The sequence below is a fragment of the Sulfurospirillum diekertiae genome (genome assembly GCF_011769985.2).
Lineage (GTDB): Bacteria > Campylobacterota > Campylobacteria > Campylobacterales > Sulfurospirillaceae > Sulfurospirillum > Sulfurospirillum diekertiae.
In genome coordinates this window covers 2,673,671-2,696,506 of the sequence record NZ_CP039734.2, presented here as the reverse complement: position 1 = coordinate 2,696,506, position 22,836 = coordinate 2,673,671, and the positions used below count along the sequence as shown (strand labels likewise).

At 41.0% G+C, this 22,836-nt stretch carries 29 protein-coding genes; 17 read left to right on the top strand and 12 right to left on the bottom strand.

The features are described 5' to 3' along the window. Window positions 1-10 precede the first annotated feature (10 nt). From FA584_RS13885 to moaC, 3 genes are read right to left on the bottom strand one after another with little or no spacing between them, the layout of a single operon-like run. On the bottom strand, window positions 11-1,264 hold the full coding sequence (locus tag FA584_RS13885) for a DUF6781 family protein (RefSeq protein ID WP_167749857.1): 1,254 nt from the start codon (window positions 1,262-1,264) through the stop codon (window positions 11-13). Window positions 1,265-1,277: 13 nt separating this feature from the next. Beyond that, a complete protein-coding gene (locus FA584_RS13880) occupies window positions 1,278-1,535 on the bottom strand; it encodes an HP0495 family protein (protein WP_167749856.1) in 258 nt (85 codons plus the stop codon). After that, window positions 1,507-1,986: a cyclic pyranopterin monophosphate synthase MoaC gene (moaC, locus tag FA584_RS13875; protein WP_167749855.1), complete on the bottom strand. Its 480-nt coding sequence runs from the start codon at window positions 1,984-1,986 to the stop codon at window positions 1,507-1,509. The genes FA584_RS13880 and moaC overlap by 29 nt, the downstream gene beginning before the upstream one ends. A gap of 290 nt (window positions 1,987-2,276) precedes the next feature. On the opposite strand from moaC, the gene FA584_RS14950 reads away from it, so the two are divergent. Continuing rightward, window positions 2,277-2,420: an RNA recognition motif domain-containing protein gene (locus tag FA584_RS14950; RefSeq protein WP_369806282.1), complete on the top strand. Its 144-nt coding sequence runs from the start codon at window positions 2,277-2,279 to the stop codon at window positions 2,418-2,420. After that, window positions 2,421-2,555 carry a hypothetical protein gene (locus tag FA584_RS14945; protein ID WP_369806281.1) on the top strand — a complete coding sequence of 45 codons (135 nt, stop codon included), beginning with the start codon at window positions 2,421-2,423 and terminating at the stop codon, window positions 2,553-2,555. 55 nt (window positions 2,556-2,610) lie between these two features. Here the strand turns inward: FA584_RS14945 and FA584_RS13865 are convergent, their stop codons facing one another. Continuing rightward, the gene (locus FA584_RS13865) at window positions 2,611-3,657 is read right to left on the bottom strand and encodes a phospholipase A (protein WP_096047719.1); all 1,047 of its coding nucleotides are present in this window, start codon (window positions 3,655-3,657) and stop codon (window positions 2,611-2,613) included. 51 nt (window positions 3,658-3,708) lie between these two features. Between FA584_RS13865 and yddG the strand changes: the two genes are divergently transcribed. Continuing rightward, window positions 3,709-4,614, top strand: coding sequence for an aromatic amino acid exporter YddG (gene yddG, locus FA584_RS13860; protein ID WP_210394385.1), 906 nt, complete (start codon window positions 3,709-3,711; stop codon window positions 4,612-4,614). Here the strand turns inward: yddG and FA584_RS13855 are convergent. Then, complete coding sequence (locus FA584_RS13855) at window positions 4,589-4,876, bottom strand: Dabb family protein (protein ID WP_096047717.1); 288 nt, start codon at window positions 4,874-4,876, stop codon at window positions 4,589-4,591. The genes yddG and FA584_RS13855 overlap by 26 nt on opposite strands. A gap of 132 nt (window positions 4,877-5,008) precedes the next feature. Here FA584_RS13855 and FA584_RS13850 point away from each other — a divergent pair, with 132 nt between their 5' ends. After that, window positions 5,009-6,139, top strand: coding sequence for a nitrous oxide reductase accessory protein NosL (locus FA584_RS13850; RefSeq protein WP_167749854.1), 1,131 nt, complete (start codon window positions 5,009-5,011; stop codon window positions 6,137-6,139). A 4-nt stretch (window positions 6,140-6,143) separates the two neighbouring features. On the opposite strand, the gene FA584_RS13845 is transcribed toward FA584_RS13850, so the two are convergent. The 6 genes from FA584_RS13845 to FA584_RS13820 form a co-directional block, all read right to left on the bottom strand. After that, window positions 6,144-7,313, bottom strand: a complete 1,170-nt coding sequence (locus FA584_RS13845) for an EAL domain-containing protein (RefSeq protein ID WP_167749853.1) — start codon at window positions 7,311-7,313, stop codon at window positions 6,144-6,146. Next, window positions 7,310-7,882: a molybdenum cofactor guanylyltransferase gene (gene mobA / locus FA584_RS13840; protein ID WP_167749852.1), complete on the bottom strand. Its 573-nt coding sequence runs from the start codon at window positions 7,880-7,882 to the stop codon at window positions 7,310-7,312. The genes FA584_RS13845 and mobA overlap by 4 nt, the downstream gene beginning before the upstream one ends. Next, window positions 7,882-9,147 (bottom strand): 3-isopropylmalate dehydratase large subunit, encoded by a 1,266-nt coding sequence (gene leuC / locus FA584_RS13835; protein WP_096047713.1) that lies wholly within the window; start codon window positions 9,145-9,147, stop codon window positions 7,882-7,884. Before leuC ends, mobA begins: the two co-directional genes overlap by 1 nt. A 160-nt stretch (window positions 9,148-9,307) precedes the next feature. Continuing rightward, on the bottom strand, window positions 9,308-9,535 hold the full coding sequence (locus tag FA584_RS13830) for a YgaP family membrane protein (RefSeq protein WP_167749851.1): 228 nt from the start codon (window positions 9,533-9,535) through the stop codon (window positions 9,308-9,310). A 74-nt stretch (window positions 9,536-9,609) separates the two neighbouring features. Beyond that, entirely contained in the window at window positions 9,610-10,227 is a 618-nt protein-coding gene (locus FA584_RS13825; protein ID WP_096047711.1) for a Crp/Fnr family transcriptional regulator, read from the bottom strand. 81 nt (window positions 10,228-10,308) lie between these two features. Next, window positions 10,309-10,710, bottom strand: a complete 402-nt coding sequence (locus tag FA584_RS13820) for a gamma-glutamylcyclotransferase family protein (protein WP_096047710.1) — start codon at window positions 10,708-10,710, stop codon at window positions 10,309-10,311. 104 nt (window positions 10,711-10,814) lie between these two features. On the opposite strand from FA584_RS13820, the gene FA584_RS13815 reads away from it, so the two are divergent. From FA584_RS13815 to FA584_RS13765, 11 genes are all read left to right on the top strand, one after another. Next, on the top strand, window positions 10,815-11,267 hold the full coding sequence (locus FA584_RS13815) for a GNAT family N-acetyltransferase (RefSeq protein ID WP_167749850.1): 453 nt from the start codon (window positions 10,815-10,817) through the stop codon (window positions 11,265-11,267). Between the two features lies 1 nt (window position 11,268). Further along, window positions 11,269-11,724, top strand: a complete 456-nt coding sequence (locus tag FA584_RS13810) for a methylated-DNA--[protein]-cysteine S-methyltransferase (protein ID WP_167749849.1) — start codon at window positions 11,269-11,271, stop codon at window positions 11,722-11,724. After that, window positions 11,721-12,866 carry a glycerate kinase family protein gene (locus FA584_RS13805; RefSeq protein ID WP_167749848.1) on the top strand — a complete coding sequence of 382 codons (1,146 nt, stop codon included), beginning with the start codon at window positions 11,721-11,723 and terminating at the stop codon, window positions 12,864-12,866. The genes FA584_RS13810 and FA584_RS13805 overlap by 4 nt, the downstream gene beginning before the upstream one ends. A 250-nt stretch (window positions 12,867-13,116) precedes the next feature. Further along, window positions 13,117-14,451: an NFACT RNA binding domain-containing protein gene (locus FA584_RS13800; RefSeq protein ID WP_167749847.1), complete on the top strand. Its 1,335-nt coding sequence runs from the start codon at window positions 13,117-13,119 to the stop codon at window positions 14,449-14,451. A gap of 231 nt (window positions 14,452-14,682) precedes the next feature. Next, on the top strand, window positions 14,683-15,021 hold the full coding sequence (locus FA584_RS13795; protein WP_167749846.1) for a hypothetical protein: 339 nt from the start codon (window positions 14,683-14,685) through the stop codon (window positions 15,019-15,021). Between the two features lie 57 nt (window positions 15,022-15,078). Beyond that, the gene (locus tag FA584_RS13790; RefSeq protein WP_096047704.1) at window positions 15,079-15,843 is read left to right on the top strand and encodes a phosphatidate cytidylyltransferase; all 765 of its coding nucleotides are present in this window, start codon (window positions 15,079-15,081) and stop codon (window positions 15,841-15,843) included. Then, window positions 15,844-16,914 carry a 1-deoxy-D-xylulose-5-phosphate reductoisomerase gene (dxr, locus tag FA584_RS13785; RefSeq protein ID WP_167749845.1) on the top strand — a complete coding sequence of 357 codons (1,071 nt, stop codon included), beginning with the start codon at window positions 15,844-15,846 and terminating at the stop codon, window positions 16,912-16,914. It abuts the gene before it with no gap. Window positions 16,915-17,249: 335 nt separating this feature from the next. After that, window positions 17,250-18,500, top strand: coding sequence for a uracil-xanthine permease family protein (locus tag FA584_RS13780; protein WP_167749844.1), 1,251 nt, complete (start codon window positions 17,250-17,252; stop codon window positions 18,498-18,500). 18 nt (window positions 18,501-18,518) lie between these two features. Then, window positions 18,519-19,850 carry an alanine/glycine:cation symporter family protein gene (locus FA584_RS13775; RefSeq protein ID WP_167749843.1) on the top strand — a complete coding sequence of 444 codons (1,332 nt, stop codon included), beginning with the start codon at window positions 18,519-18,521 and terminating at the stop codon, window positions 19,848-19,850. Between the two features lie 12 nt (window positions 19,851-19,862). Continuing rightward, window positions 19,863-20,987: a metallophosphoesterase gene (locus tag FA584_RS13770; RefSeq protein ID WP_167749842.1), complete on the top strand. Its 1,125-nt coding sequence runs from the start codon at window positions 19,863-19,865 to the stop codon at window positions 20,985-20,987. Continuing rightward, on the top strand, window positions 20,984-21,526 hold the full coding sequence (locus tag FA584_RS13765) for a hypothetical protein (RefSeq protein WP_167749841.1): 543 nt from the start codon (window positions 20,984-20,986) through the stop codon (window positions 21,524-21,526). The genes FA584_RS13770 and FA584_RS13765 overlap by 4 nt, the downstream gene beginning before the upstream one ends. Here FA584_RS13765 and FA584_RS13760 read toward each other — a convergent pair. Beyond that, the gene (locus tag FA584_RS13760; RefSeq protein ID WP_167749840.1) at window positions 21,523-22,128 is read right to left on the bottom strand and encodes a class I SAM-dependent methyltransferase; all 606 of its coding nucleotides are present in this window, start codon (window positions 22,126-22,128) and stop codon (window positions 21,523-21,525) included. The genes FA584_RS13765 and FA584_RS13760 overlap by 4 nt on opposite strands. 108 nt (window positions 22,129-22,236) lie before the next feature. On the opposite strand from FA584_RS13760, the gene FA584_RS14585 reads away from it, so the two are divergent. Both FA584_RS14585 and FA584_RS14580 read left to right on the top strand, forming a co-directional pair. Further along, complete coding sequence (locus tag FA584_RS14585; RefSeq protein ID WP_228448572.1) at window positions 22,237-22,473, top strand: hypothetical protein; 237 nt, start codon at window positions 22,237-22,239, stop codon at window positions 22,471-22,473. Further along, window positions 22,451-22,831, top strand: coding sequence for a hypothetical protein (locus tag FA584_RS14580; protein WP_228448571.1), 381 nt, complete (start codon window positions 22,451-22,453; stop codon window positions 22,829-22,831). Before FA584_RS14585 ends, FA584_RS14580 begins: the two co-directional genes overlap by 23 nt. Window positions 22,832-22,836 lie beyond the last annotated feature (5 nt).

Sequence of the window (22,836 nt, the reverse complement as noted above, 5' to 3'; positions counted from 1 at the left end):
AAAATAAGGACTATTTGTCCTCTTTTTTCATGGCTTCTTTAGCCCCTTTTACGGCACCATCCATCATATTTTTTGCTACTTCCCAAGCACGAAATCCTAATTTTTTCGCTTCTTGTGCAACTTGTTTGGCTGTATCGTTTTCAAATTCAAATTGTTTAAATGATTCCACTTTTGCAGAAGCTTTTTTCTCTAATTCATTGACATCTTTTTTGAGTGATTCGAGTTTTTTCTCAGCTTTGTCTTTAAAGGTTTTTTCAAAGACTGAAGCTTCGGCCTTCAGTTGTTCTATACGCTCACCAATGACCTCTTTGGCATCATTAGCGGCTCGTTTAATTTTGACAGTTGAACTCGTCATCTCTTTGATCATCTCTTTAACAAGACTAGCTGAGATACCTTCACTCTGAGAAGCAAGAACCTCTAAGAGAGCGATAAACTGTTCGTCAATGCGCACAAGGTCTTTACGAAGTTCTGAAAGATCTGTTTCAAGGAGTCCTTCCATTGCATCTGTTGGTGCGTATTTAAGATCATTTTTAAACTTCTCAATCGCTTTCGTGATACCTTCTCTTACACCATTGATAGAGCCGTCTAAAATATCTTTGGCATGTCCTAAGTCTTCATCTGCAATTTCAATACTCGCGCCAATAATTGTACTGGAGATATTGATCATGCGCTGTTTTGTAAAATCACCTTCATGAATGGTCTGAAATGTAAGATTTTTAGTGATTTCATGAATCGTATCTGCAATATCACTGCCCTTCTCAAGAGTAGTTAATAGTGCCTCTGCCGTTGTCTCTTTTAAAATTCCGAGCATTTCAATTCCACGAAGTTTCGTGTCATGTACTGCTGTCAAGGCATTTTGTTGTGTTTCAGGCTGTATCGATACGATATGTGCTTCTATGGTGTTAAAAGTATCTGCAAGTGTTGCGCGAATTTGCTGTTTTTGTGTATAAATGCTTTTTTCTAGCTGCTCTTTTTCATAAATACTTTTATATAAAAATGCCTCTTTCTCATGAGTGGTTGCTTTTAAAAGACCATCGATGACACTACTAATAGCACGAGATGTTTTGAGTCCCTCATCGTGTAGTGCTTTACAATAGAGCTCAAATAGCTCTCCTATACGATTGTTGATATTGACTTCGTCTTTCAGGCGTTGGATTTTTTTACGTGAAAGTTCAAAAGTAAGCTCGCTGATGAGTTTATAAAGATCGGCATGCTCTTTATTCTCTTTGAGCGTGGCTAAAAAAATAGTGTAAGTGGATTCCATGGTAACCTCTCTTTTATAGTACGAATTTTATACGTTGATGTGCTTTGAGCATTTGAAAAAGCATTTTACGATCGTCAGCATTATGGACAAGTATGCGTAGGGTATAACTGGCGTAATTGCCTTTGGTACTATTTTGTGATTTTCGAATTTCATGTATACGATCTTCGAGTATCTCCTGTACTAAGGTTGTGACATTATGTTCAGAACTTAGAACCAATTTATATTCCCAATGACAAGGATAATCAAGCTGAAGTTCGGGTGTAGTTTCCACTTTTCCCTCCACTTTTGGATTCAAGGCGAATATCATTCAGTACCATTGATTTATCAATGGCTTTAGACATATCATAAATAGTTAGAAGACCAATACTGACTCCTGTAAGCGCTTCCATCTCGACGCCTGTTTGCCCTTTGAGTTTTGCTGTGACTGTTAGTTTAAATCCTGGAAGTTTTGGAAGTTCTTCAACATCACAGTTTACAGAAGTAAGCATCAATGGGTGGCACATAGGAATAAGATCACTGGTTTTTTTCGTTCCCATAATGGCCGCAATAACAGCCGTTTGAAGAACGGGTCCCTTCTTTGTTTGCTGTGAAATAATCATATCAAATGCGATTTGACTCATTGTAATTGTGCCACTGGCAACTGCAACTCTAAAACTCTCTACTTTGTCGCTAACATCGACCATTTTCGGTCGATCTTTTTCATCTAAATGGGTTAGTTTCATCCGCCCCTCTTTATTTTTGATAGAGCTTTGTAAAAACTCTTGAAAACGTGCATTTAAATTTCTCGCATTCGCAAGAAGTTTGATCTATTATAACACCATTTCTCTTAAGAGAGTGTGTGATAAGAGTGTGTCATTTCTTCTCATTGTTCGTAAAAACAATCGCCTCTCTGCTTAGAAATCTTGATTTTATGCTACAATGATTTTGCAAAGTCGTTCAGTGTTATCTTAAGGTTAACGAAAGTTACGGGCACAAGGTAACGTGAATGATCCAAAAATGAGGAGTACGGTAAATGAATATTTACGTGGGCAATGTAAAGTATGAGATGACGGGAGAACAACTTCAAGAGATGTTTTCAGCGTATGGTGAAGTATCAAGTGCAAGAATCATCAGTGATAGAGAGACTGGACGATCAAAAGGTTTCGGTTTTGTTTAAATGCCAAATGATTCAGAAGCAAAAGCTGCTATCGAAGCAACAAATGAAAAAGAGATCGGCGGAAGAACTTTAAAAGTTAATGAAGCTAGACCTAGAGAAGAGCGTCCAAGAAGATCTCCTAGAGATTTTAACTAACGCTTACATGTAAAGAAACCCCACATCGTTTTGGTGGAGTTTCTTTTACGTTTAGTTATCGAGAAAGGGCAAAACCTAGACCAATACGATTACTTCGTTTATCATAGTCGATAAGACTCTCCGCGTAACCACTATACAGTTGCACATATCCAAATAAATCTTTTTCCCAAAGTGGGAATGTCCAATCCCCTTGTACAGCACCTTTATTGTTTTCTGAACGTAGATTGTTTCTTATAAGTAATTTAAAGGTTTGTGCTTTCCATGGGTACGTCAGTTCGAGATCAGCATAACCTAGATAGTCCTCTATATTTGGGTTATCATCTGTTGCACTGTTCTCTGGAATACGATACCAAATACGTGGAGCAATGACAAGCCCACCCGCTTGCAAAAATGTTTTAGCATACAAGCGGTTCCAAGAGCGTGATTTTTCACCGCCTTGACCATTGGATTCATGCAAAATACCAAATTGATACGCTTTAATAAAGCTGTCTTGATCAAAGTGAGGCATAATCATGAAGAGCTCAGGTTGGTAGTTTGTTTCACGAAATGGAGCTGATTCTGCGGCTGTTTGCCACCATGATGTTTGGGTATACGCAACAACAAAACTTTCATGTAGGCCTAAAAGGTTATCCGATAATCCCTTTTGGAAACTCACTTGGAACTTTGTTTCTTGATGATCCCTATTGTCATGGCTAACAGCATCGTACGTAATTGGTAAAAGATAATTCATCTTATACGGAGCAATATCGAAGCTTTGCGTTACCATTTGTTGCACTGAATTTTTGGTCTCTTCATCGTCTTTGTATGGCGTTAAAAATGAGCTATACACGGTTTCTTTACGCTCAATTTTTTGAAGTTGTTCTGTTAAACCACTTTCAAGTGCTTTATTTTGTGTTGTTTTTGTTTCCAAACTTAAAATAGCAGCTTGTTTATACCACAACAATGAACGATCAGATTCGTGCTGAGCTTCATAGTATTTAGCCAATTCATAAGCAGCGTGTGCATCACCATGCGTTGCCTTTTCCTCCAGAACACTGGTGTCGCTCGCCAAAAGTGCCCAAGGAATTTGTGCTACAATAGCACAGAGAAGTATTTTTTTCACTCTTTACCTTTCAAAAGATGAAATTATAACGCAATAATAATGGATATGAAAATGAATCGTGTACAAAAAGGAAACATTGCAGGGATGATTGCCATATTGTTATGGGCAACATTAGCACTTTTTACAGTGTTTACCAACCCTATTCCTCCTTTTGAATTGACGTGTATTGCATTTAGTATTGCTTTTACACTGGGGCTTCTTTTATGGATTAAGGAGGGGAAAGGGATTATTGTTCATCTTAAATTGCCATGGAAAGTTTGGTTACTAGGTATTTACGGTCTCTTTGGCTATCACTTCTTCTATTTTTTAGCCCTCAAAAGCGCTCCCGCTTTGGAAGCTAACCTGATTAATTATCTTTGGCCTTTACTCATTGTACTTCTTAGTAGTTTCTTGCCCAGTGAAAAATTGAGATGGTTTCACTTTATGGGAGCATTTTTAGGTTTCTTTGGAGCCTTTATGCTCTTAGGTTTTGATAAAGAGATTGCTTTTTCCTCTCAACATGCACAAGGTTACATGTATGCACTTTTTTGTGCATTTATTTGGAGCAGTTACTCTGTCCTCTCCCGCTATTTTGGCGCTATTCCTACACTTTCCGTTGGCGGTTTTTGTGGCGCAAGTGCACTGCTCTCACTTGTGGCGCATCTCGTGTTTGAGAGGACCTATATTCCCAATACACAAGAGTTGTTAGCGGCAATTGGATTGGGACTTGGACCGGTTGGTATTGCTTTTTTCGTATGGGATTATGGGATGAAACAAGGAGATATCAAGCTGATAGGCTCTCTCTCGTACGCAACGCCGCTACTTTCAACGTTGATGCTTGTTCTCTTTGGACGATCAGCTCCAAACAGTGCAATTTGGATTGCCTGTGTTTTGATCGTCCTTGGCTCCATTGTCTCGTCATTCTCTTTTTTTGAGGGAATGTGGCAAAAAATTAGTACTCGTAATCGACCACTTTAGAGACAGCATTGAGTGATTTGATGAAATGAATGACTTCCAAATGAATAGGATGTGTTGCATAGGTTTGTAAGTCTTCTTTCGTTTCAAAATCGCTAATCAGGGCAATATCAAACGCACGCTCTTCGGGTGAGAAATTGATACCTACTTCAAGATGTTTGACAAAAGCAAGCTTGCCTTGCATACTCATGATGCGGTCTTTTACCGCTTGTTTATTGGCTTCAGAATTATCGGGTAGCTTGAAAAATACAATATGTTTAACCATCTTTTCTCCTTAATTTTAGAATAATTATAGCGCATTCGTATGTCAAAAAGATGATGGTATTGAGTGTGACATTTAACACTAATTTAATACTTTGGGAATAAACTCAACAATATTATTTAAAAGGAGAAAGGTATGCAAAAGAGCATATGGGCACTGTTTTTCGCAGTCATTATAGCATTGGGATTGCATGCAGAAGAGTTCAACAAGATGGCAATAGGTGAGCCTGAGTTATTACAAAAAGGGGATGAAAAAGCGTATTGTCCCGTTTGTGGCATGAGCTTGAAAATGTTCTACAAAACATCCCATAGCGTTATCTTAAAAGATGGTACGGCAAAACAATACTGTTCCATGCGCTGTTTAGCTGCAGATTGGAAGTCCATTGAGCCTCAAGTCAAGCAAATTGTTGTTACCGATGTCAAAAGTGAAAAGCTGATCGATGTCAAAAGTGCTTTTTATGTTGTAGGCTCCAAAGTTCCTGGAACAATGAGTATGGTCAGTAAGCTTGCTTTTGCCCATGAGGCCGATGCAAAGGCATTTGCAACTGAAAATGGTGGCGAAGTGATGAATTTTGATGCGGCGTTTGCCAAAGCAAAAGCTTCTTTAAACGATGATGTGGACGAATTTGTTAAGAAAAAGCAAAAAGGTGCATATCCAATGGGTGAGAAGATTTACAATGCAAAATGCCAAAAAGATCAAATCCATTTGCATGATTTTAATACCATTGCGGAACTCAAAGTTGGCTTGAAAAAAACACAGCTTTGTGGAGCGGTGAATGAACAAGAGTTACAGGCTGTTTCACTGTATTTATGGGAAGTTGTACGCCTTGAAGCGCATGATCATACAACAACCATCCATGTGGAAAAAGATGAAAAATGCCCCGTATGTGGCATGTTTGCTTATAAATACCCTAAATGGGCAGCGCGAATGAATTATGTTGAAAATGGTAAACAAATCAGCCATGCGTTTGATGGCGTAAAAGATATGTTGAAATTCTATAAAGATCCTGCAAAATGGGGAAATTATACGAAACATAAAGATGCTGAGCTTAAGATATTAGTGAGTGATTACTATACGGGGGAAGCCATGGATGGACAGAAAGCATTTTATGTAGTAGGAAGCGATGTTATGGGTCCTATGGGTAAAGAGTTTATTCCTTTTAAAACGTTCAAGAGTGCCCAAACCTTTATGAAAGACCATAAAGGTTTACAAGTCATCGAATTTGCTAAAATCGATGACGCTTTAATTGATGCACAAGAGAAATAAGTATTTACGTTAGTGTGTGAGGTTGCTCGAAGATATACCCTTGAAAGAGGTCAAAATCAAGCTCTCGAGCAGCCTCTAAAACGGCTTTAGCGTTAAGCTGCGTCGCGACAATTTGGATGTTTTTGCTTTTACAGCATGCGACCATCGTTTTACATGTAAACTGAGCAGAAGCATCAAGCGAGAGATTTCGGATAAGTTCTCCATATACCTTGACGACATCAATCATTCCCGTTTCAAATGTACTAATGAGTTCTTCGTTATCCACATTGTCCAAAGCAATGCTTAACCCCACCTCTTTGAGTTCACGTATCGCATTTTTTAAAACATCAAGAGAGGTTTTTTGATCGTATTGAATTTCTAAGACACTATTTTTACCTGAAAAACATGTTTTTAAGAAGCTCAAATATTCAGGATTTACAATGTCTTCAGAAGAAAGGTTTAGGGCAAGACGCAAATGCGTTTGATCGCAAAGCTGTGCTACTTTGTTGGCAATGCTTTTAAAGAGAGCATCATAGAGGTTGCGCTCTTTCGCAATTTTTAAAAAGAGTTTTGGCGATTGTACAGTTTGATGATAGGCTAGGCGAAGAAGCGCTTCATAATAAGAGGGTTGCTCATTTTGATCAACGATGGCTTGAAAATGAAGAACTATTTGTCCACTCTCAATCGCACCTTTTATCATGGATTCGATTGCTTCTTCGTTTTCATTCATAAGCATATTGGCAAATTCAGAATAGGTCACAAACGGTTGATTTTCAGCCTTCGCAACCAGAAGCGCTTTGCGTGCTTTTTCCAAAGGCTCATAGTGGTCAAAACTAATTCCCATATGTACCTCAAGATCAATATTTTGATTTTGGTAAGCATAGCTTAGGCGTTGTATTGTATCTCGAAGAGATAGCGTAATGCACTCCATTTTTGAGAGTTCAAAGGGCGTATCTAGTAGCAGTATAAACTTATCATCTTGAATACGAAAAAGCTCCATTTCATGTTCTTTTGCAAAGCTTTGGAGTGTTAAAGAAAAGGCACACAAGACAAAATTTCCACCTTCGTCGCCAAAGGCAAGATTGATATTTTTAAACTGCTTAATATCGACCAAAAAAAGTTTGGGGCTTTTACATGTAAGCAATTTTTCTTCAAAGGCGCTATGGGAAGAGACTTTGGTGAGGGCATCAATCATAAAAGCTCCTGTGCTTTGTTGTATTCTTCGGGATAGTTAAGATTTAAGAACAAAGTATCGTCTTCGAAAGTGACATAATGGGTATTGCTTTGCTGCAATACAAGGCGTATTTTGTGCTCATTATGCGAGAGTAGTTCGCGAATTTTTTCGATAATGGAAGGCGCATAAATAGCACAGAGTTGGTGTGATGAACACGGCGAAGTGGCAATAACGGCATCATGATGATCTAGTTGCTCATAAAGTTTTTCAAAGACTTCGGGTGTCACAAAAGGGGTATCAACACTCAGAATGCATACCGGTGTTTTAAAGTGCTCCAAAATAGACAGCAACGCAATGAGCGGAGAGTGCTCACTATAACTGCCAATGTCTTCAATAAACGAGGCGTCAAACTCAAATTTTGCGCTGTTTTTTGCGCTGACATGTAAACTGGCGAAATAGGGTTTGAGCCTGTGAAGTTGGAACTCGGTCAGTGTTTTAAAATTGCCAAAGGGAAGCAAAGCTTTATCGCTTCCCATACGTGAACTTTTTCCCCCAGCTACAATGACTAAAGGCAGTGGGATAAAAAGCATTAAAGAGTTCTTGGATCGGTGATTTTGCCCATAATCGCACTGGCTGCTGCTACGGCAGAATTAGCAAGATAAATTTCACTGGTACGAGCGCCCATACGTCCTACGAAGTTACGGTTGGTCGTGGAGACACAACGTTCTCCTTCGCCTAAAATACCCATGTATCCACCTAAACATGCGCCACAGGTTGGGTTGCTAAAGACCGCCCCTGCTTCAACAAAGATATCAACAAGACCCTCTTTTTGTGCTTGCAAGGAGATCTTCTGTGTTGCGGGTGTAATGATAAGACGTGTTTTACGTGCTACTTTGTGACCTTTAAGAATCTTTGCCGCAATGCGTAAATCTTCCAAACGACCGTTAGTACAACTGCCGATAAAGACTTGATCAATGCTTAGATCATCTTTGACGGCTTCATTGATGGATTTACCGTTTGAAGGTAAAAATGGATACGCGATAACAGGGTCAAGGTTCGCTACGTCGATATTAAGAACTTGGATATATTCAGCATCCGCATCGGAGTAGAAGAATTTTGGTTCACGTGCAAGATTTTTATCTTTTAAAAATGCTTTGGTTGTCTCATCAACGGCAACAATACCGCTTTTCGCACCCGCTTCAATCGCCATATTGCACAATGAAAAACGATCATCCATGCTCAAATAACCAATCGTGTCGCCTGTAAATTCAAGTGTGCGGTACAATGCGCCATCCACCCCTAAAATGCGGATCACTTCAAGGATGAGGTCTTTTCCATAGACATAGGGTTTGGGTTTGCCACTAAAAACCACTTTGATGGACTCGGGTACTTTAAACCAGTTCTCACCGGTAATCATCGCAAACGCAAGGTCAGTTGAGCCCATACCCGTTGCAAAAGCGCCAAGTGCGCCGTGTGTACAGGTGTGTGAATCTGCACCGATGATGACATCACCTGGAACAACAAGCCCTTTTTCAGGTAAAAGTGCATGTTCAATACCCATATCTTTTTCATCAAAATAGTGTTTGAGGTCATGTTTGTACGCAAATTCGCGGCTGATTTTGGCTTGATTGGCACTGGCGATATCTTTGGCGGGGATGTAGTGATCCATGACGATACTAAAACCATCGGGATTGGCAAGTTTGGTCGCACCACTCTCTTCAAATGCTCTGATTGAGATAGGTGTGGTAATATCGTTACCGATAACCATATCAATCTTACTTTTAATAATTTCGCCTGCTTTGACAGCGTGACCCACGTGGTCGCTAAAAATCTTTTCAGTGATGGTTTGTCCCATGGTATGCCTTTTGTTTACATGTAAAATAGGGGTATTTTAGCAAAAAAAGGTTTAAGAAAAAAAAAGAGGGAAAAGAGTTGCCGCAAAGGACAACTCTTGGAAATGAATAGCTTGTAATTTTGTAAGCTATTTTTGTTTTACATGCAGGATTAAAAAATGGTTATTTGCCGCAACCACAACCGCCACCACCGCAAGAGCCACTTTCATCACCTTTGGAGGTATCGATCGAAAATGGGAGGTACGCTGGACAAAAGCGCATAAGTGCTGTTCCTAATAAAACGACACCAATCAATCCAAACCAACTGCTGTAGATCACTCCTACAATAATGACAGCAATACCTGCAATCGCGCGAATCATCTTGTCTGTTTTTCCTACATTGCATTTCATTTTAAATCCTTTATTTTGATTTTGGTTATTATAAAACAAAAAAGCTTTATTTGTCAGTAACATACGTTACAAATCTATGACAAAATTTCTATTTCTTTACGATGGAGACGAATGATATTTTGTTTTTCGAGGTCTTTGAGTACACGACTCACCACAACGCGCGATGTTCCTAATGCCTCCGCAATCTCTTCATGGGTTGCTTGTACAAGGTTTGAATGATGTGTTCTGAGCCATTCTAGAATGCGGCTATCGAGTTTTTTAAATTTGATGTCTTGAATGAGTGTAGCTAGGGCATCAAGTTTGATCGTAAAGAGTGAAAAAACATAGTTGAGGTATGTAGGGGATTGGTGCATTAGATGCTTAACGACCTCTTCGCTGACCATCCACCCCTCAACATCGCTCAAGCTTTGTGCAGTACCAATGGCGGGTGTTTGAGAGATTGTGCTTGAAGTGTTAATGACGCATTGTTCTCCCTCTTTGAGTGCATACAAAGGGATTTTTTTATCGTTTTCGCCATACATATAAAGTTCTATCTCGCCTTTGCCTAAAAGCAAAATATCTTTGCAAATATCTTCTTGGTAAAAAAGTATGGTATTTTTAGGAATTGAAACGCGTTTTGCATGGTGCATAAGGTATTCAAATTCTTCGCTACTTAAGGCTTTAGCAAATTCAAACTCGTTCAAACTCAGCATTATTTACCTTTACATGTAAGAATGCTTTATTGTACAAAAATTTTACTCAAAATGCTCAAAATTCGTAATGAAGGGGATGAATTATGCAAACCCTTTGTAGTGTGCTAAAAAGCGTTTGATACCCTCGGTTGCAAAAAGTGCTTCACTCCAAGGCTTAGGGTCGATAATATCAAAGTGCTTCTCTTTTAAAACATACACACAAGCTTGGATGGGCTCATTTTTTACCAGAAGTTCTACTTCCGTACGTTGATAATATTCACCCTCAAAGGCATCCAAAATAGCCATATCTTCTTCATTGATATCGTAATAAACGACTCCTTCTACCAGTTCATTGGCTTTAAAAATAACGGGGTATTCATCTCCTTTGACGGAACGTCTTGCATAGCCTGCCAAGCTTGCTTGTTGTGAGAGATAATTTCCTTTGATCAGTCTATTCCAGACGTCTTCAAACATAAGTGATCCATAAGTGAAAAGATGTGCCATACGTGACTCCTTGATAGAAAATGATACCACGTTTTGTCACCGCTGGGTTGCTCAAAAATTATGCAAAGAGGGTATAATAATAAGAAATCATCCAAGGTTTTTCAATGTTTACATGTAAAACAACCAACATGCATGAAGATTTTTGCGCTCTTACGCATGCGTTGGATTTAGAGCTTAATATGCGTTATGGTAAAGAGCAAGCGCTGTATGACAAACACAATGTGCTAGATCCAATCGAAACAGCGTTAATTGGTTATGAAGATAATCTGCCTGTTGCATGCGGATGTTTCAAACAAATTGATGCTCAAACGGTTGAGATTAAACGTATGTTTGTGCAGCCCAACTATCGAAGGCGGGGCATATCATCAAGACTCCTTTTGGAGCTACACATGTGGGCAGAAGAATGTGGTTTTTTGTATGCTCAATTGGAGACGGGTAAGGGTCAACCCGAAGCCATAGCACTTTATACCAAAATGGGGTATGCGGTCATTCCCAATTATGCACCTTATGTGGGGATGGAAAACAGCGTCTGTATGCGCAAAGTACTAAGGAGCTAGCATGGTACACTGCACTTTTTCTTCGCCTGTGGGCATGTTGTTAATCACTGCGGATGAGCGCGGTATTTGTGCGCTTGATTTTGACGAGAATGGGGACATTTTAGAAGGATCTAATCAGCATATTGAACAGCTCAAACACGAGTTAGAGGCTTATTTTGCAGGCAAGCTCAAAACGTTTGAAGTGCCATTGCACCCTCAAGGAACCTCTTTTCAAGAAAGCGTATGGCATGTCCTTCAAGGCATACCTTATGGTGAGACCATTTCATACAGCCACGAAGCGGAACTGTTGAAGCATCCTAAAGCCACGCGCGCGGTTGCGAATGCCAACGGAAAAAATAAAATTGCCATTGTGATTCCCTGCCATCGTGTCATTGCCAAAGATGGCGGTATTGGTGGGTATAGTGGAGGATTGTGGCGTAAAGAGTATTTATTAGCATTGGAGCAGAAATATCGATGAAAGTGGTTTTAGCAATTGATTCATTTAAGGGATGTGCAAGTTCTCAGGAACTCTCCGCGTGGATAGAAGAGGGTATTAAAGAGGTTTACACTGAAGCGGATGTCCATGCCTGTTATATTGCCGACGGTGGCGAGGGAATGCTTTTCGCGATCATGCAAAATGTCAAAGGAAAAATCCTTACATGTAACGTGCATGATCCGTTGATGAATCCTATCAGCGCGCAGTATGGCATTTTGGAAGATGGTATCACTGCCGTCATTGAGATGGCGCAAGCAGGAGGACTCCCTCTTGTGCCCAAAGAGAAGCGCAATCCGCTTGTGACGACAACGTATGGTGTGGGTGAAATGGTTAAGGATGCGATTGAGAGAGGGTGTCGGAAGTTTATTGTCGGCATTGGTGGCAGTGCGACCAATGATGCCGCCCTTGGCATGCTTCAAGCACTGGGGTACCGCTTTTTGGATGTCACTGGTAACGAGCTTGGTTTGGGTGGTGCTATTTTGGAAAGTGTGCATCATGTGGATGAAAGTTATGTGTTACCTGAACTTAAAGCATGTGAATTTATTGTCGCATGCGATGTCGATAATGTCATGTATGGGTCCAGTGGTTCAGCGCATGTGTATGCCGCGCAAAAAGGGGCCGATGAGGCGATGATCGAACGCCTTGATGCAGGAATGAAACAGTTTACGGATGTGCTGAAAGCTACACGGGGAAAAGATGTGGCAATGCACGCAGGTTCAGGTGCTGCGGGTGGTATGGGTGGCGGTATGCAAGCCTTTTTGAATGCGACCCTTCGCTCTGGCATTGAGATTATTTTAGATCAGATTGGGTTTGATGACCACCTTAAAAATGCAACGCTCGTCATCACGGGAGAAGGGCGCATCGATAGGCAATCGTTGATGGGCAAAGTACTCAGTGGCGTCTCCAAACGCGCTCAAAAAGTGGGTGTGCCTCTCATCGCCTTGGGCGGCGGCATTGCCGATGAGCTGGAAGAGCATGAGGGCGTGGATGCACTTTTCTCCGTGATGCGCTACCCGATGAGTTTGGAAGAGGCAATGGAAAAAGAGCGCGCTCAAAAGCTGATAAAACAGAGCACCAAAGAGATTTTTCGACTGATCAAAGCCTTGAAAAATTCTGCCTTATAAGAAGCAAGATTCAGTACCATTGGCAAAATCAATACAATCACAGAGGCAAAAGCACCAAAGGTGTGCGGGCATCTTGCCGAAGGAAACTCAGTGTTAACGTAGTTTTTAGAGCTTTACTTATAGAATCGTATGACCATTTGAAAACGAACACCATCATTCTGCCTTGCAGAGGCAAGCTTTAGTGCCTTAGTGGCTAATGTAGCTTTTTAGGCTTTGCCTATAAAGCGTATCAAAATGAAAAAAGAGATGTATGAAACACAGTGAACTTGTTTGTATCAATGACTATTTAAAGCAGTACCATAAAATTTCTTCGATTTACCGTGTGGATGACTCTGTCTTACGCATTATTTTTGAAGTGGGAGAGCCGCTGTTTGTCGACCTTGGGCGTGGGGATTCGTATATGTTTTTTAAAGAGGATTTCAAACAAGCCAAGCGTTACACCGCACCCTTTGATGTTCTGATTGCCAAGCGATTTTCAAATGCGAAGATTGAGTGCATGGAAGTGGAAGAGGGGAATCGTATTTGGCGCATTGGGGTGATGGCGAGTTCGAGTTATAAAGCGATGCGTACAACGTTACAGTTAGAGTTCACGGGGCGCAATACCAACGCGATTATCTTAGATGAAAACGAGGTGGTTTTAGAGGCAATGCGTCATATTGATGCCAGTGTCTCTTTTCGCAGTGTTAAGGTGGGTGAAATACTGGAAAAATTACCGCCTAAAGAGCTTAAAGAGAAGCCATTTGAGCTGGGTGGAAGTATTGAAGAGTATCTGAAAGCCTCGTATGAAAAACGTTTACATGTAAAGCTTGAAGAGATCAAAAAACAGAAAATTGCTCAGGTGGAAAAAAAGATCACGAAGCTTGTTCAGGCGATTGATGCCCTGGAGAATGAAGAAGAGTTGATGGTGAAAAGTGACGAGGCGCAAAAAGAGGCAACCTTGGTTTTAGCGCATTTGCATACCAACACGATCAAAGGGTATCAAGAAGCGGTGACACTGGTGGATTTTGAAGGCAATGAAGTGACGATCAACCTTCCTCAAGCACAAACACCGCAAATGGCGGCGAATATGCTCTTTAAAAAGTCAAAAAAACTGCGCCAAAAAGCGCTCTCGGTGCATCGCCAAAAAGAGAACTTAGACGAGAAACGACTCTTCTTGGAGCGAATGGTAGGTGTGATTAATGCGGCGCATGACCCTGAAGAGATACAAATTTTAGTGCCCAAACAGCGCAAATCAAAGCAAAAAGGCGATGAGAGCAATCTTTATGAGACTTTTTTGTTAGAGGGTTATCGCATACTGCTTGGTAAAAATGAAAAAGGAAACATCGCACTTTTACAAGAAGCGAAAAAGAGCGATATATGGTTACATGTAAAAGATTTGCCTTCCTCTCATGTGATTATTTGTACCGAAAAACAGAACGTTCCTGAATCTGTTCTCATATTTGCCGCAAAACTGTGCGTGGAGTTTAGCATGGCTCAAAAAGGTGGCTATTTGGTCGATTATACGAAACGTAAAAACGTCAAACCCTTTGATGGAGCGAATGTTGCTTATGAAGAGTATCAAACCTTAAAAATTTACAAAGAGTAGCGGAGTATTCTGGCTCATAGAGCCAAGCTTTAGTGCATAGTGCAACGTAGCTTTTGAGGCTTTGCCTAAGAAACGTGTTAAAATAGTAACGTTGCTTATGAAGAGTATCAAACCTTAAAAATTTACAAAGAGTAGTGGAGTATTCTGGCTCGTAGAGCCAAGCTTTAGTGCCTAGTGCAACGTAGCTTTTGAGGCTTTGCCTAAGAAGCGTGTAAAAATAAGGAGGCTTTTATGGCAAGTGTTGGTGCTATTGGAAATGTCATTTATGCAAACCAAATGGTAACGGTACAAGCAGCAAAACAGATGGACTACCAAAACAGTGTTCAAATGCAAAGCATGATTGCTGAAGCAATGCAAAATGAAAAAGAAGAGATAGTGGAAGATGTTAGGCCTGCCGAAGAGACCTATAAAATTGATCCTGAAAATGAGCATGAGCGCCAAAAAAATGAAGAAGAAAATGGCGCTACAGAAGAGCAAATGAAGCAACAAGAGGAGATGAAAGAGCATTCTAAAGCCGAAGAAGAGGAAGTTCCTGCAGTACACGATGGCCATTTAGACGTTAAAGCTTAGCCTCACCTTGACTTTGCTATGATTGCCTCTTTAGACAACATCCTTAAAAGAGTCCCTATGAACTTTAAAGCACTCTACGAATCAAATAAGCAGCGCGTTTTCACGGGCTTCGTGATGCTCGCATTTGCTATAGTGGTCGCATTTTTAAACAACGCACTCCTCACATGGCTCATTCTTGGTGCTATGTATTTACTCGCTTTTTATGAGGCAATGAACCTTTTTGATGTCAAAGACAATAAACTGTATGTGTATGCGGTTCTTTTATGGTTAGCGGCATTTGTCTATCCCAATCCTGATGATTTGATCTATTTAGCACTGATTGGATTTTTAGCTGTTATGGCTTACACTAAAAATGTGAATTATAAACTTCTTGCACCTTTTTTATACCCTTCGGTTTCGATGCTGTTTCTCTACGCTCTTTACCACGATTTCGGTATGTCCGTTTTGGTATGGCTCGTGATCGTTGTAGCTCTTACCGATACGGGGGCGTATTGCGTGGGTAAAAGCATTGGTAAAACACCTTTTTCTCCAACTTCACCCAATAAAACACTCGAAGGTGTCATCGGCGGCGTGGTGATCGCAACAGTGGCGGGTGCGTTGTATGGAACGTTTTTGATTCCATTGTGGCTTTCAGCTTTCATTGCATTTGTGACCTCTGTGGCATCTGTATTTGGCGATCTTTTTGAGAGTTATCTCAAACGAGAGGCGGGGCTAAAAGATAGTGGCACGCTCTTTCCAGGACATGGTGGCATGTTAGACAGACTTGATGGTTACCTTTTTGGTGGCGTGGTCATGGTCATCCTGCTTCGAGGGCTCGCGTAAGTGGTACTCCTAGGATCAACAGGCTCCATTGGCGTCAATGCGCTGATCATTGCCAAACGTTTTGGTATTACGGTGGAAGCCCTTGTTGCGGGTAAAAATATTGGACTTCTCAATGAACAAATTAAAGAGCACCACCCAAAATATGTCGCCATTAGTGACGCGAAAGATCGTACTTTAGTCAATCACACCAATGTATTTGTTGGTAAAGAGGGTATTTTAGAGCTTTTACAAAAAACACAGAGTTATTTGGTTGTCAATGCTTTGGTTGGATTTGTGGGGTTGGCTCCTAGCATCGAAGCATTGCGACTTGGAAAACGTTTGGCACTTGCCAATAAAGAATCCCTCGTGGTTGCTGGGCATCTGTTGGATACCTCTCATATTACCCCCATTGACAGTGAACATTTTGGTTTGTGGTATCTTTTAGGAAAACGCCCCGTAAGTGGTATGACCATTACGGCAAGTGGGGGTGCTTTTCGAGATACTCCCCTTGAAAAACTCTCAACGATGTCCTTTCAAGACGCCCTTAAACATCCCAATTGGAGTATGGGCGCAAAGATAACCATTGATAGTGCGACGATGACCAACAAGCTTTTTGAGCTTTTAGAAGCTAAATGGCTTTTTGGTGTTGATAGACTCGATGCCATCATCGAACCAAAATCCCTAATACATGCCTTTGTAAATTTTAAAGATGGTAGCACCACAGCTCATTTAGCGGTTGCGGATATGAAACTTCCCATTGCCTTTGCTTTGGTAGGTGAAGTGGAAGAGCCTATTTTACCTTCCCTTGATTTAGCATCTATTGGTTCTCTCTCTTTCCGCCCTATTGAGGCGGTACGTTATCCTATTTGGGAGATTAAAGACGATGTTCTTGCCAACCCAACACGTGGTGTTGTCATCAATGCTGCCAATGAAGTGGGTATTGCGAAGTTTTTTAATCAAGAGATTAATATTTTAGAACTAGCCGAACGAACGATTAAAGCCTATCGACACTTTGAAGATGCAATTCCTAAAAGTTTAGATGAGGTCTTTGAGATCGACCGCGAAGTGAGGCGTTACTGCTTAGCCCTTTAGGTTTACATGTAAAAGGGTTGGAAGATACGTTCTGCTCGGACTTTTCCCCAAAAAATAGAGATGTTACAAATGAGTGTGAATGACTTTTTACATGTAAAGAGGATAAGAGATAAGTTCTGCCTCGTACGAGGCAAGCTTTAGTGCCCAGTGCAGCGTAGCTTTTCGGGCTTTGCCCCAAACGTAGAGATGTTAAAATGTGAGTGAAATATTTTACATGTAAAGAGGATAAGAGATAAGTTCTGCCTCGTACGAGGCAAGCTTTAGTGCCCAGTGCAGCGTAGCTTTTCGGGCTTTGCCCCAAAAGCGTGTAAAAATAGAATCAAAGAGAGGTATTGATGTTACACAAAACAGACTACAATTTTAGGTTTAAGGACAGCATTATTGGGTTGCAGTTCTTATTTGTTGCTTTTGGCGCATTGGTTTTAGTGCCAATCTTGACAGGGTTAGACCCCAATGTTGCGCTCTTCACCGCAGGTCTTGGAACGCTTTTGTTTCAACTGACCACACGTGAACAGATTCCTCCCATCTTTTTGGCGTCATCCTTTTCATTTATTGCGCCGATTATTTATGGGCTTAAAACATGGGGATTAGCAGGTACGTTGTGTGGGCTTGCCGCGGCAGGCTTGTTCTATTTTTTCTTAAGTATCCTCGTGCGCATTAAAGGCTCAGACTTTTTGCATAAGATTTTTCCCGCTGTCGTGGTAGGGCCTGTTATTATGACGATTGGGTTGATTCTCTCACCTGTGGCCGTCAATATGGCAATGGGAAAAACGGGCGATGGTGCGATGGTGTTGGTTCCTCTTCATCAAGCGATGATGGTTTCGATGTCAGCGTTGATCGTGACGCTTTTGGTAGCGCTTTTAGGGAAAGGTGTGCTGAAATTATTGCCTATTTTGTGTGGTATTATTGCAGGGTACGTGGTTTCGTTGATTTTAGGTATTGTCAGTTTTGATTCAGTGGCGAAAGCGGCATGGTTTGCCATACCGAATTTTGTAACTCCTGAGTGGAATCTTGAAGCGATTCTTTACATTTTACCGATTGCCATTGCCCCAGCGGTAGAGCATGTCGGTGGTATTTTAACCATCAGCAATGTCACCAAAACCGATTATTTGAAAAAACCCGGTTTGAAAACCACGCTTTTAGGTGACGCGATTGCTACAACAGCAGCTTCTATGCTCGGTGGCCCCCCTAATACAACCTATTCTGAAGTGACTGGTGCGGTCACGATTACCAAAGCGTTCAACCCTGCCATTATGACGTGGGCGGCACTGTTTGCGATTCTTTTAGCCTTTGTAGGTAAATTGGGAGGACTTTTAGCCACAATTCCAGTCCCCGTTATGGGCGGAATTTTGCTACTTCTTTTTGGGATTATCGCTTCCATTGGTTTGGGAACGATGGTGAGAGAGCAAGTCGATATGAATGACCCTCGCAATATGATCATTGTCTCTATGATTTTGGTGTTAGCCATTGGTGGAATGGTCGTTGATATGGGTGGCGTTGCATTTAGCGGTATTGGTTTAGGTGCGATTGTGGGTATTGTACTTAATTTAGTATTGCCCAAAGGGCATCATATCAGTGAACAATAAAGAAATTAAGGAAGATAGATGGAGATGATTGAAAAATTGGTAGCGACGCTCTCAGGTATTGTTTGGGGTGCCCCAATGCTTGTATTGCTAGTAGGTACAGGTCTTTATTTGACGATTATTTTACGAGGTATGCAGTTTTGGGCATTGCCACATGCGTTAAAACTTATTTTCCACAAAGAGAGTGATGGTGAGGGCGAAATCAGTCACTTTGCCGCCCTTATGACAGCTCTCGCCGCAACGGTGGGTATTGGTAACATCGTTGGCGTCGCTACAGCGATTACACTGGGTGGTCCTGGCGCTGTTTTTTGGATGTGGATGACAGGACTTGTGGGAATGGCAACGAAATACTCTGAGGCCGTTTTAGCGGTGAAATACCGTCAAAAAGGGCATCATCACGGCTTTAAGGGTGGACCAATGTACTACCTTACGTATGGGCTTAATATGCCGAAACTGGGTATGGCATTTGCTATTTTTACCGCCATTGCAGCATTTGGCATTGGTAATATGACACAAGCCAACGCAGTCGCTCAGATTTTAAGCAGTGAAATGGCCGTCCCAACATGGGTGACAGGTGTGGTTCTTTTAACCCTAACAGCCGTGGTCATTTTAGGGGGCATTAAATCAATCGGTAACTTTACTTCATTTCTTGTTCCGTTCATGATTTTGGCATATGTTTCTGTCTCTTTGATTATTTTAGCCATGAACCTTGATAAATTAGGTGATGCCTTTGGTCTTATTTTTCATTATGCCTTTAGCCCGATTGCTGCGGGTGGTGGATTTGTAGGCGCTACGATGGCAGCAGCTATTCGTTACGGTGTCGCACGTGGTGTCTTTTCCAATGAATCAGGTCTTGGCTCAGCGCCTATTGCGGCAGCGGCAGCTAAAACAAACGACCCTGTACGTCAAGCCTTAGTCAGCATGACCCAAACATTTATTGATACTTTAGTGGTTTGTACGATGACCGCACTCATTATCTTGATCTCGCCATTTTGGCAACAAGGGGTGAGTCCAAGTGCACTGACAATGCAGAGCTTTCAGCTTTACTTAGGCACATTTGGTGGAATCGTGGTTGTGATTTCAACCGTTTTATTTGCCTATTCGACGATTTTGGGTTGGAGTTATTACGGTGAAAAAGCATTTGAGTACATCTTTGGTGAGCGATTTATTCGTTTATACCGTGTTTTATTTATTGTAGGCGTGATGGTCGGTTCGATGCTGAAACTTGAGTTTGTCTGGAATTTTTCAGATCTTATGAATGGTATGATGGCAATTCCAAACCTTATAGCGCTGTTACTTCTCTCTCGTGTCATTTCGGCTGAGAGTAAGCGTTATTTTGAGAGTCTTAAGTAAGGAAAATAGGGTATGTTTCGTCTTTCGTTCGCATTTGCGGCTATTGCAGTTTTATCGCTTATTAATTTTTACAGTTACAAGCGTTTTCTCAAACGCTTGGATCTGTTTTTCAAGATTCAAGGTGTGATCAAATGGGTGATGATCGCCATTACCCTGTGCGAAATATGCTACTTCTTAGTCCTTCGTTTGGACAATCTTGACCCCATTTTATACACACTCTTCTCGGCGATGATCGGTGTCTCGTTTATGCTGTTTTGTGTGGCGATACTTTACGATCTCTTTCATATTCCTTATGCCAAAATCCCACATGATTATTCCAGACGATTGTTTATCAAAATGGTATTTGATGTTACGATGCTTATTTTGGCATTTTCGTACATTGCTAAAGGCTTTCTTAATGGTATGAAAGCACCGCGCATTAAAGAGGTCGATGTTTTTATTGATGGGTTGGAATCAGAGCTCAGCATTGTTCAGATTACGGATGTGCACATCGGCAAAACCCTTGGAAAATCGTTTATGGATGCTGTGGTGAAGCAAGTAAATGCTTTAGATGCGGATATGGTTGTCATTACCGGTGATTTGATTGACATGCCGGTGAATCAAATTGGTGACAAACTTGACTCTTTGCGCGCCATTCAGAGTCGTTTGGGTGTTTACTATGTGCCGGGAAATCATGAGTATTTTTACGGGGTTCATAAAATTATGGAGTATGTTCGCACTTTGGGCGTTCATGTTCTTTCCAACCGTTCTATTGTCATCAATCATACGATTAATCTTGCGGGTGTGATGGATATGTCTGGCAAACGTTTTGATTTTGAGCCACCTGATCTAAAGCGTGCACTTTTACATGTAAAGCCAGAATTGCCAACAATTTTGCTCTCCCATCAACCTAAAATTGTCAAAGAGATGACCGATGAAAAGATTGATCTGATTCTTAGTGGTCACACACACGGGGGACAGATTTTTCCTTTTGGTCTTTTGGTACTCCTTGATCAGCCTTATTTAAGTGGTCTGTATCAGCACTCAAAGCACACACAAGTCTTTGTCAGTAATGGTGCGGGTTTTTGGGGTCCAGCGGTGCGTATTATGGCGCCTAGTGAAATCGTCAAAATCAATCTTAAAGTCAAAAAAGTATGAAACAGTTTCTTTTTCTTCTCGTGTTTACACTTCTTTTAGGTGGGTGCAGTGCCAAACAAGACTCTTTACATGTAATGCCAAGTGACGTCTCCGCGCTCACAACAGAACTGACACAGTTAAGCCCCGATGTTGACTACCAAGAAGCGCGTATGTTTGCCTATGAATCGTTACTGTACCCTCAAATTTTAGCGGAACGTTATGGGCTTGTCTATCCACCAACGTTTCATAATTTTTTGATTAATACGGGGCTGAAAGATCGAGGTCTTTGCTATCAGTGGAGTGAAGATATGATCACCCATCTGAAAGGTTTAAAATACCAAAGTTTTGATTTGCGTTGGGGTGTGGCAAACAAGGGTGAATTTAATGAACACAATTCCGTCGTCGTTGTTGCGAAAGGTGCGCCATTTCGTACGGGTATTTTGATCGACCCGTGGCGCAATTCTGGCGTGCTTTACTGGGCAAAAATAGGGGACGATCCAGATTATAAATGGGTTGAAAATTTGGAGCGAAGTCGCTATTATGGAACAATTGAGCGCTAAGCTGTTTTTTGTAAGATAATGCGAATAACACTTGCCCGTCCGATATGTTTATCTCCTTCATTTAGGGTAACAACTTCTTGCGCCAGTTTCAAAATTTTGCAAGAGAGGTTTGTTACCGTATCTAGAATATCATTGACATCGTAGAGAAAAGTAAGATCTTTTGGCCCTCCACTCTCGAAATGGATTTGGCTTTCACTAAAAAATTCGGCAATAAAATAACCCTGAGGAGCAAGCGCTTCGACCGATTTTTCAAAAAGCATTTTTTGGTAGGGCTTGGCGAGATGTAGATAGGTGCAGATAACGGCATCATAGAGCGTGTCAGGTTGCCAATACTCCAAAAGTGTATGACGAATTTTGATAAAGACATAATGCTCTTTTGCACGTTTGCGTAGTTTAAAAAGTGCTACATCTGAAGCATCCAAAGCTTCGACTTCAAGGCCTTTATCGGCTAAGAAAATGGCATTACGCCCTTCTCCTTCACCCAAACAAAGCACTTTTTTTGCTTGAAGCAAAAGGTCACTGTTCTCTTTAATAAAATTATTGGGTGCTTCACCGTAGATAAAATGGTTTGTTTGAAATTTTTCATTCCAAAATGCTTGCATCTGCACCCTTGTTTTTATCGTTATTATCAGTTTATTGTAACACAATTTAAATCAATGACATTCTTTTTTATTTTCGTTAAAATCTTTTCATCATACGAAGGAGTCACAATGAAATACCCTACTTTTTTTGATACGATAGAAACCATCACACTGTATGACCCTCTCTCGGAAGTGTTAGGTGCTTTTGAAAAGGGAGAAATTATTTTTAGTTATTTAGATGTTGTCAAAAGTGCAGGGCATAGTTGTCCAACGATTGCAGGCGCTTATTTGATGGTAAGAGAAGGGCTTAAAGCACTTTATCCTAACGCGATACCCAAGCGAGGTGGCATCAAAGTTTTTCTTTAAAGAGGCGCAAAAAGAAGGAACAACAGGTGTCGTTGCGAATGTCTTTTCCCTGATAACAGGAGCAACCGATCATTGGGGATTTAAAGGTTTAGGGGCTCATCACAAACGCACAGATTTGATGTTTTTTAATGCTCAAATACCTTTACATGTAAGAATACAGCGGATGGATACGGATGAATTTGTGGATATTGCATATAATCCTAGTTGTATTGAGGTTGACCCGCTCATGCAACCTTTGATGCAAAAGTTACTTACTGAAACACTCAATGCGGAAGAAAAAATGCTTTTTTCACGTTTATGGCAGGCAAGGGTAGGCAAAATTTTAGAATTTTTTGATAAAGTAATAACTATAAAATAACCCAA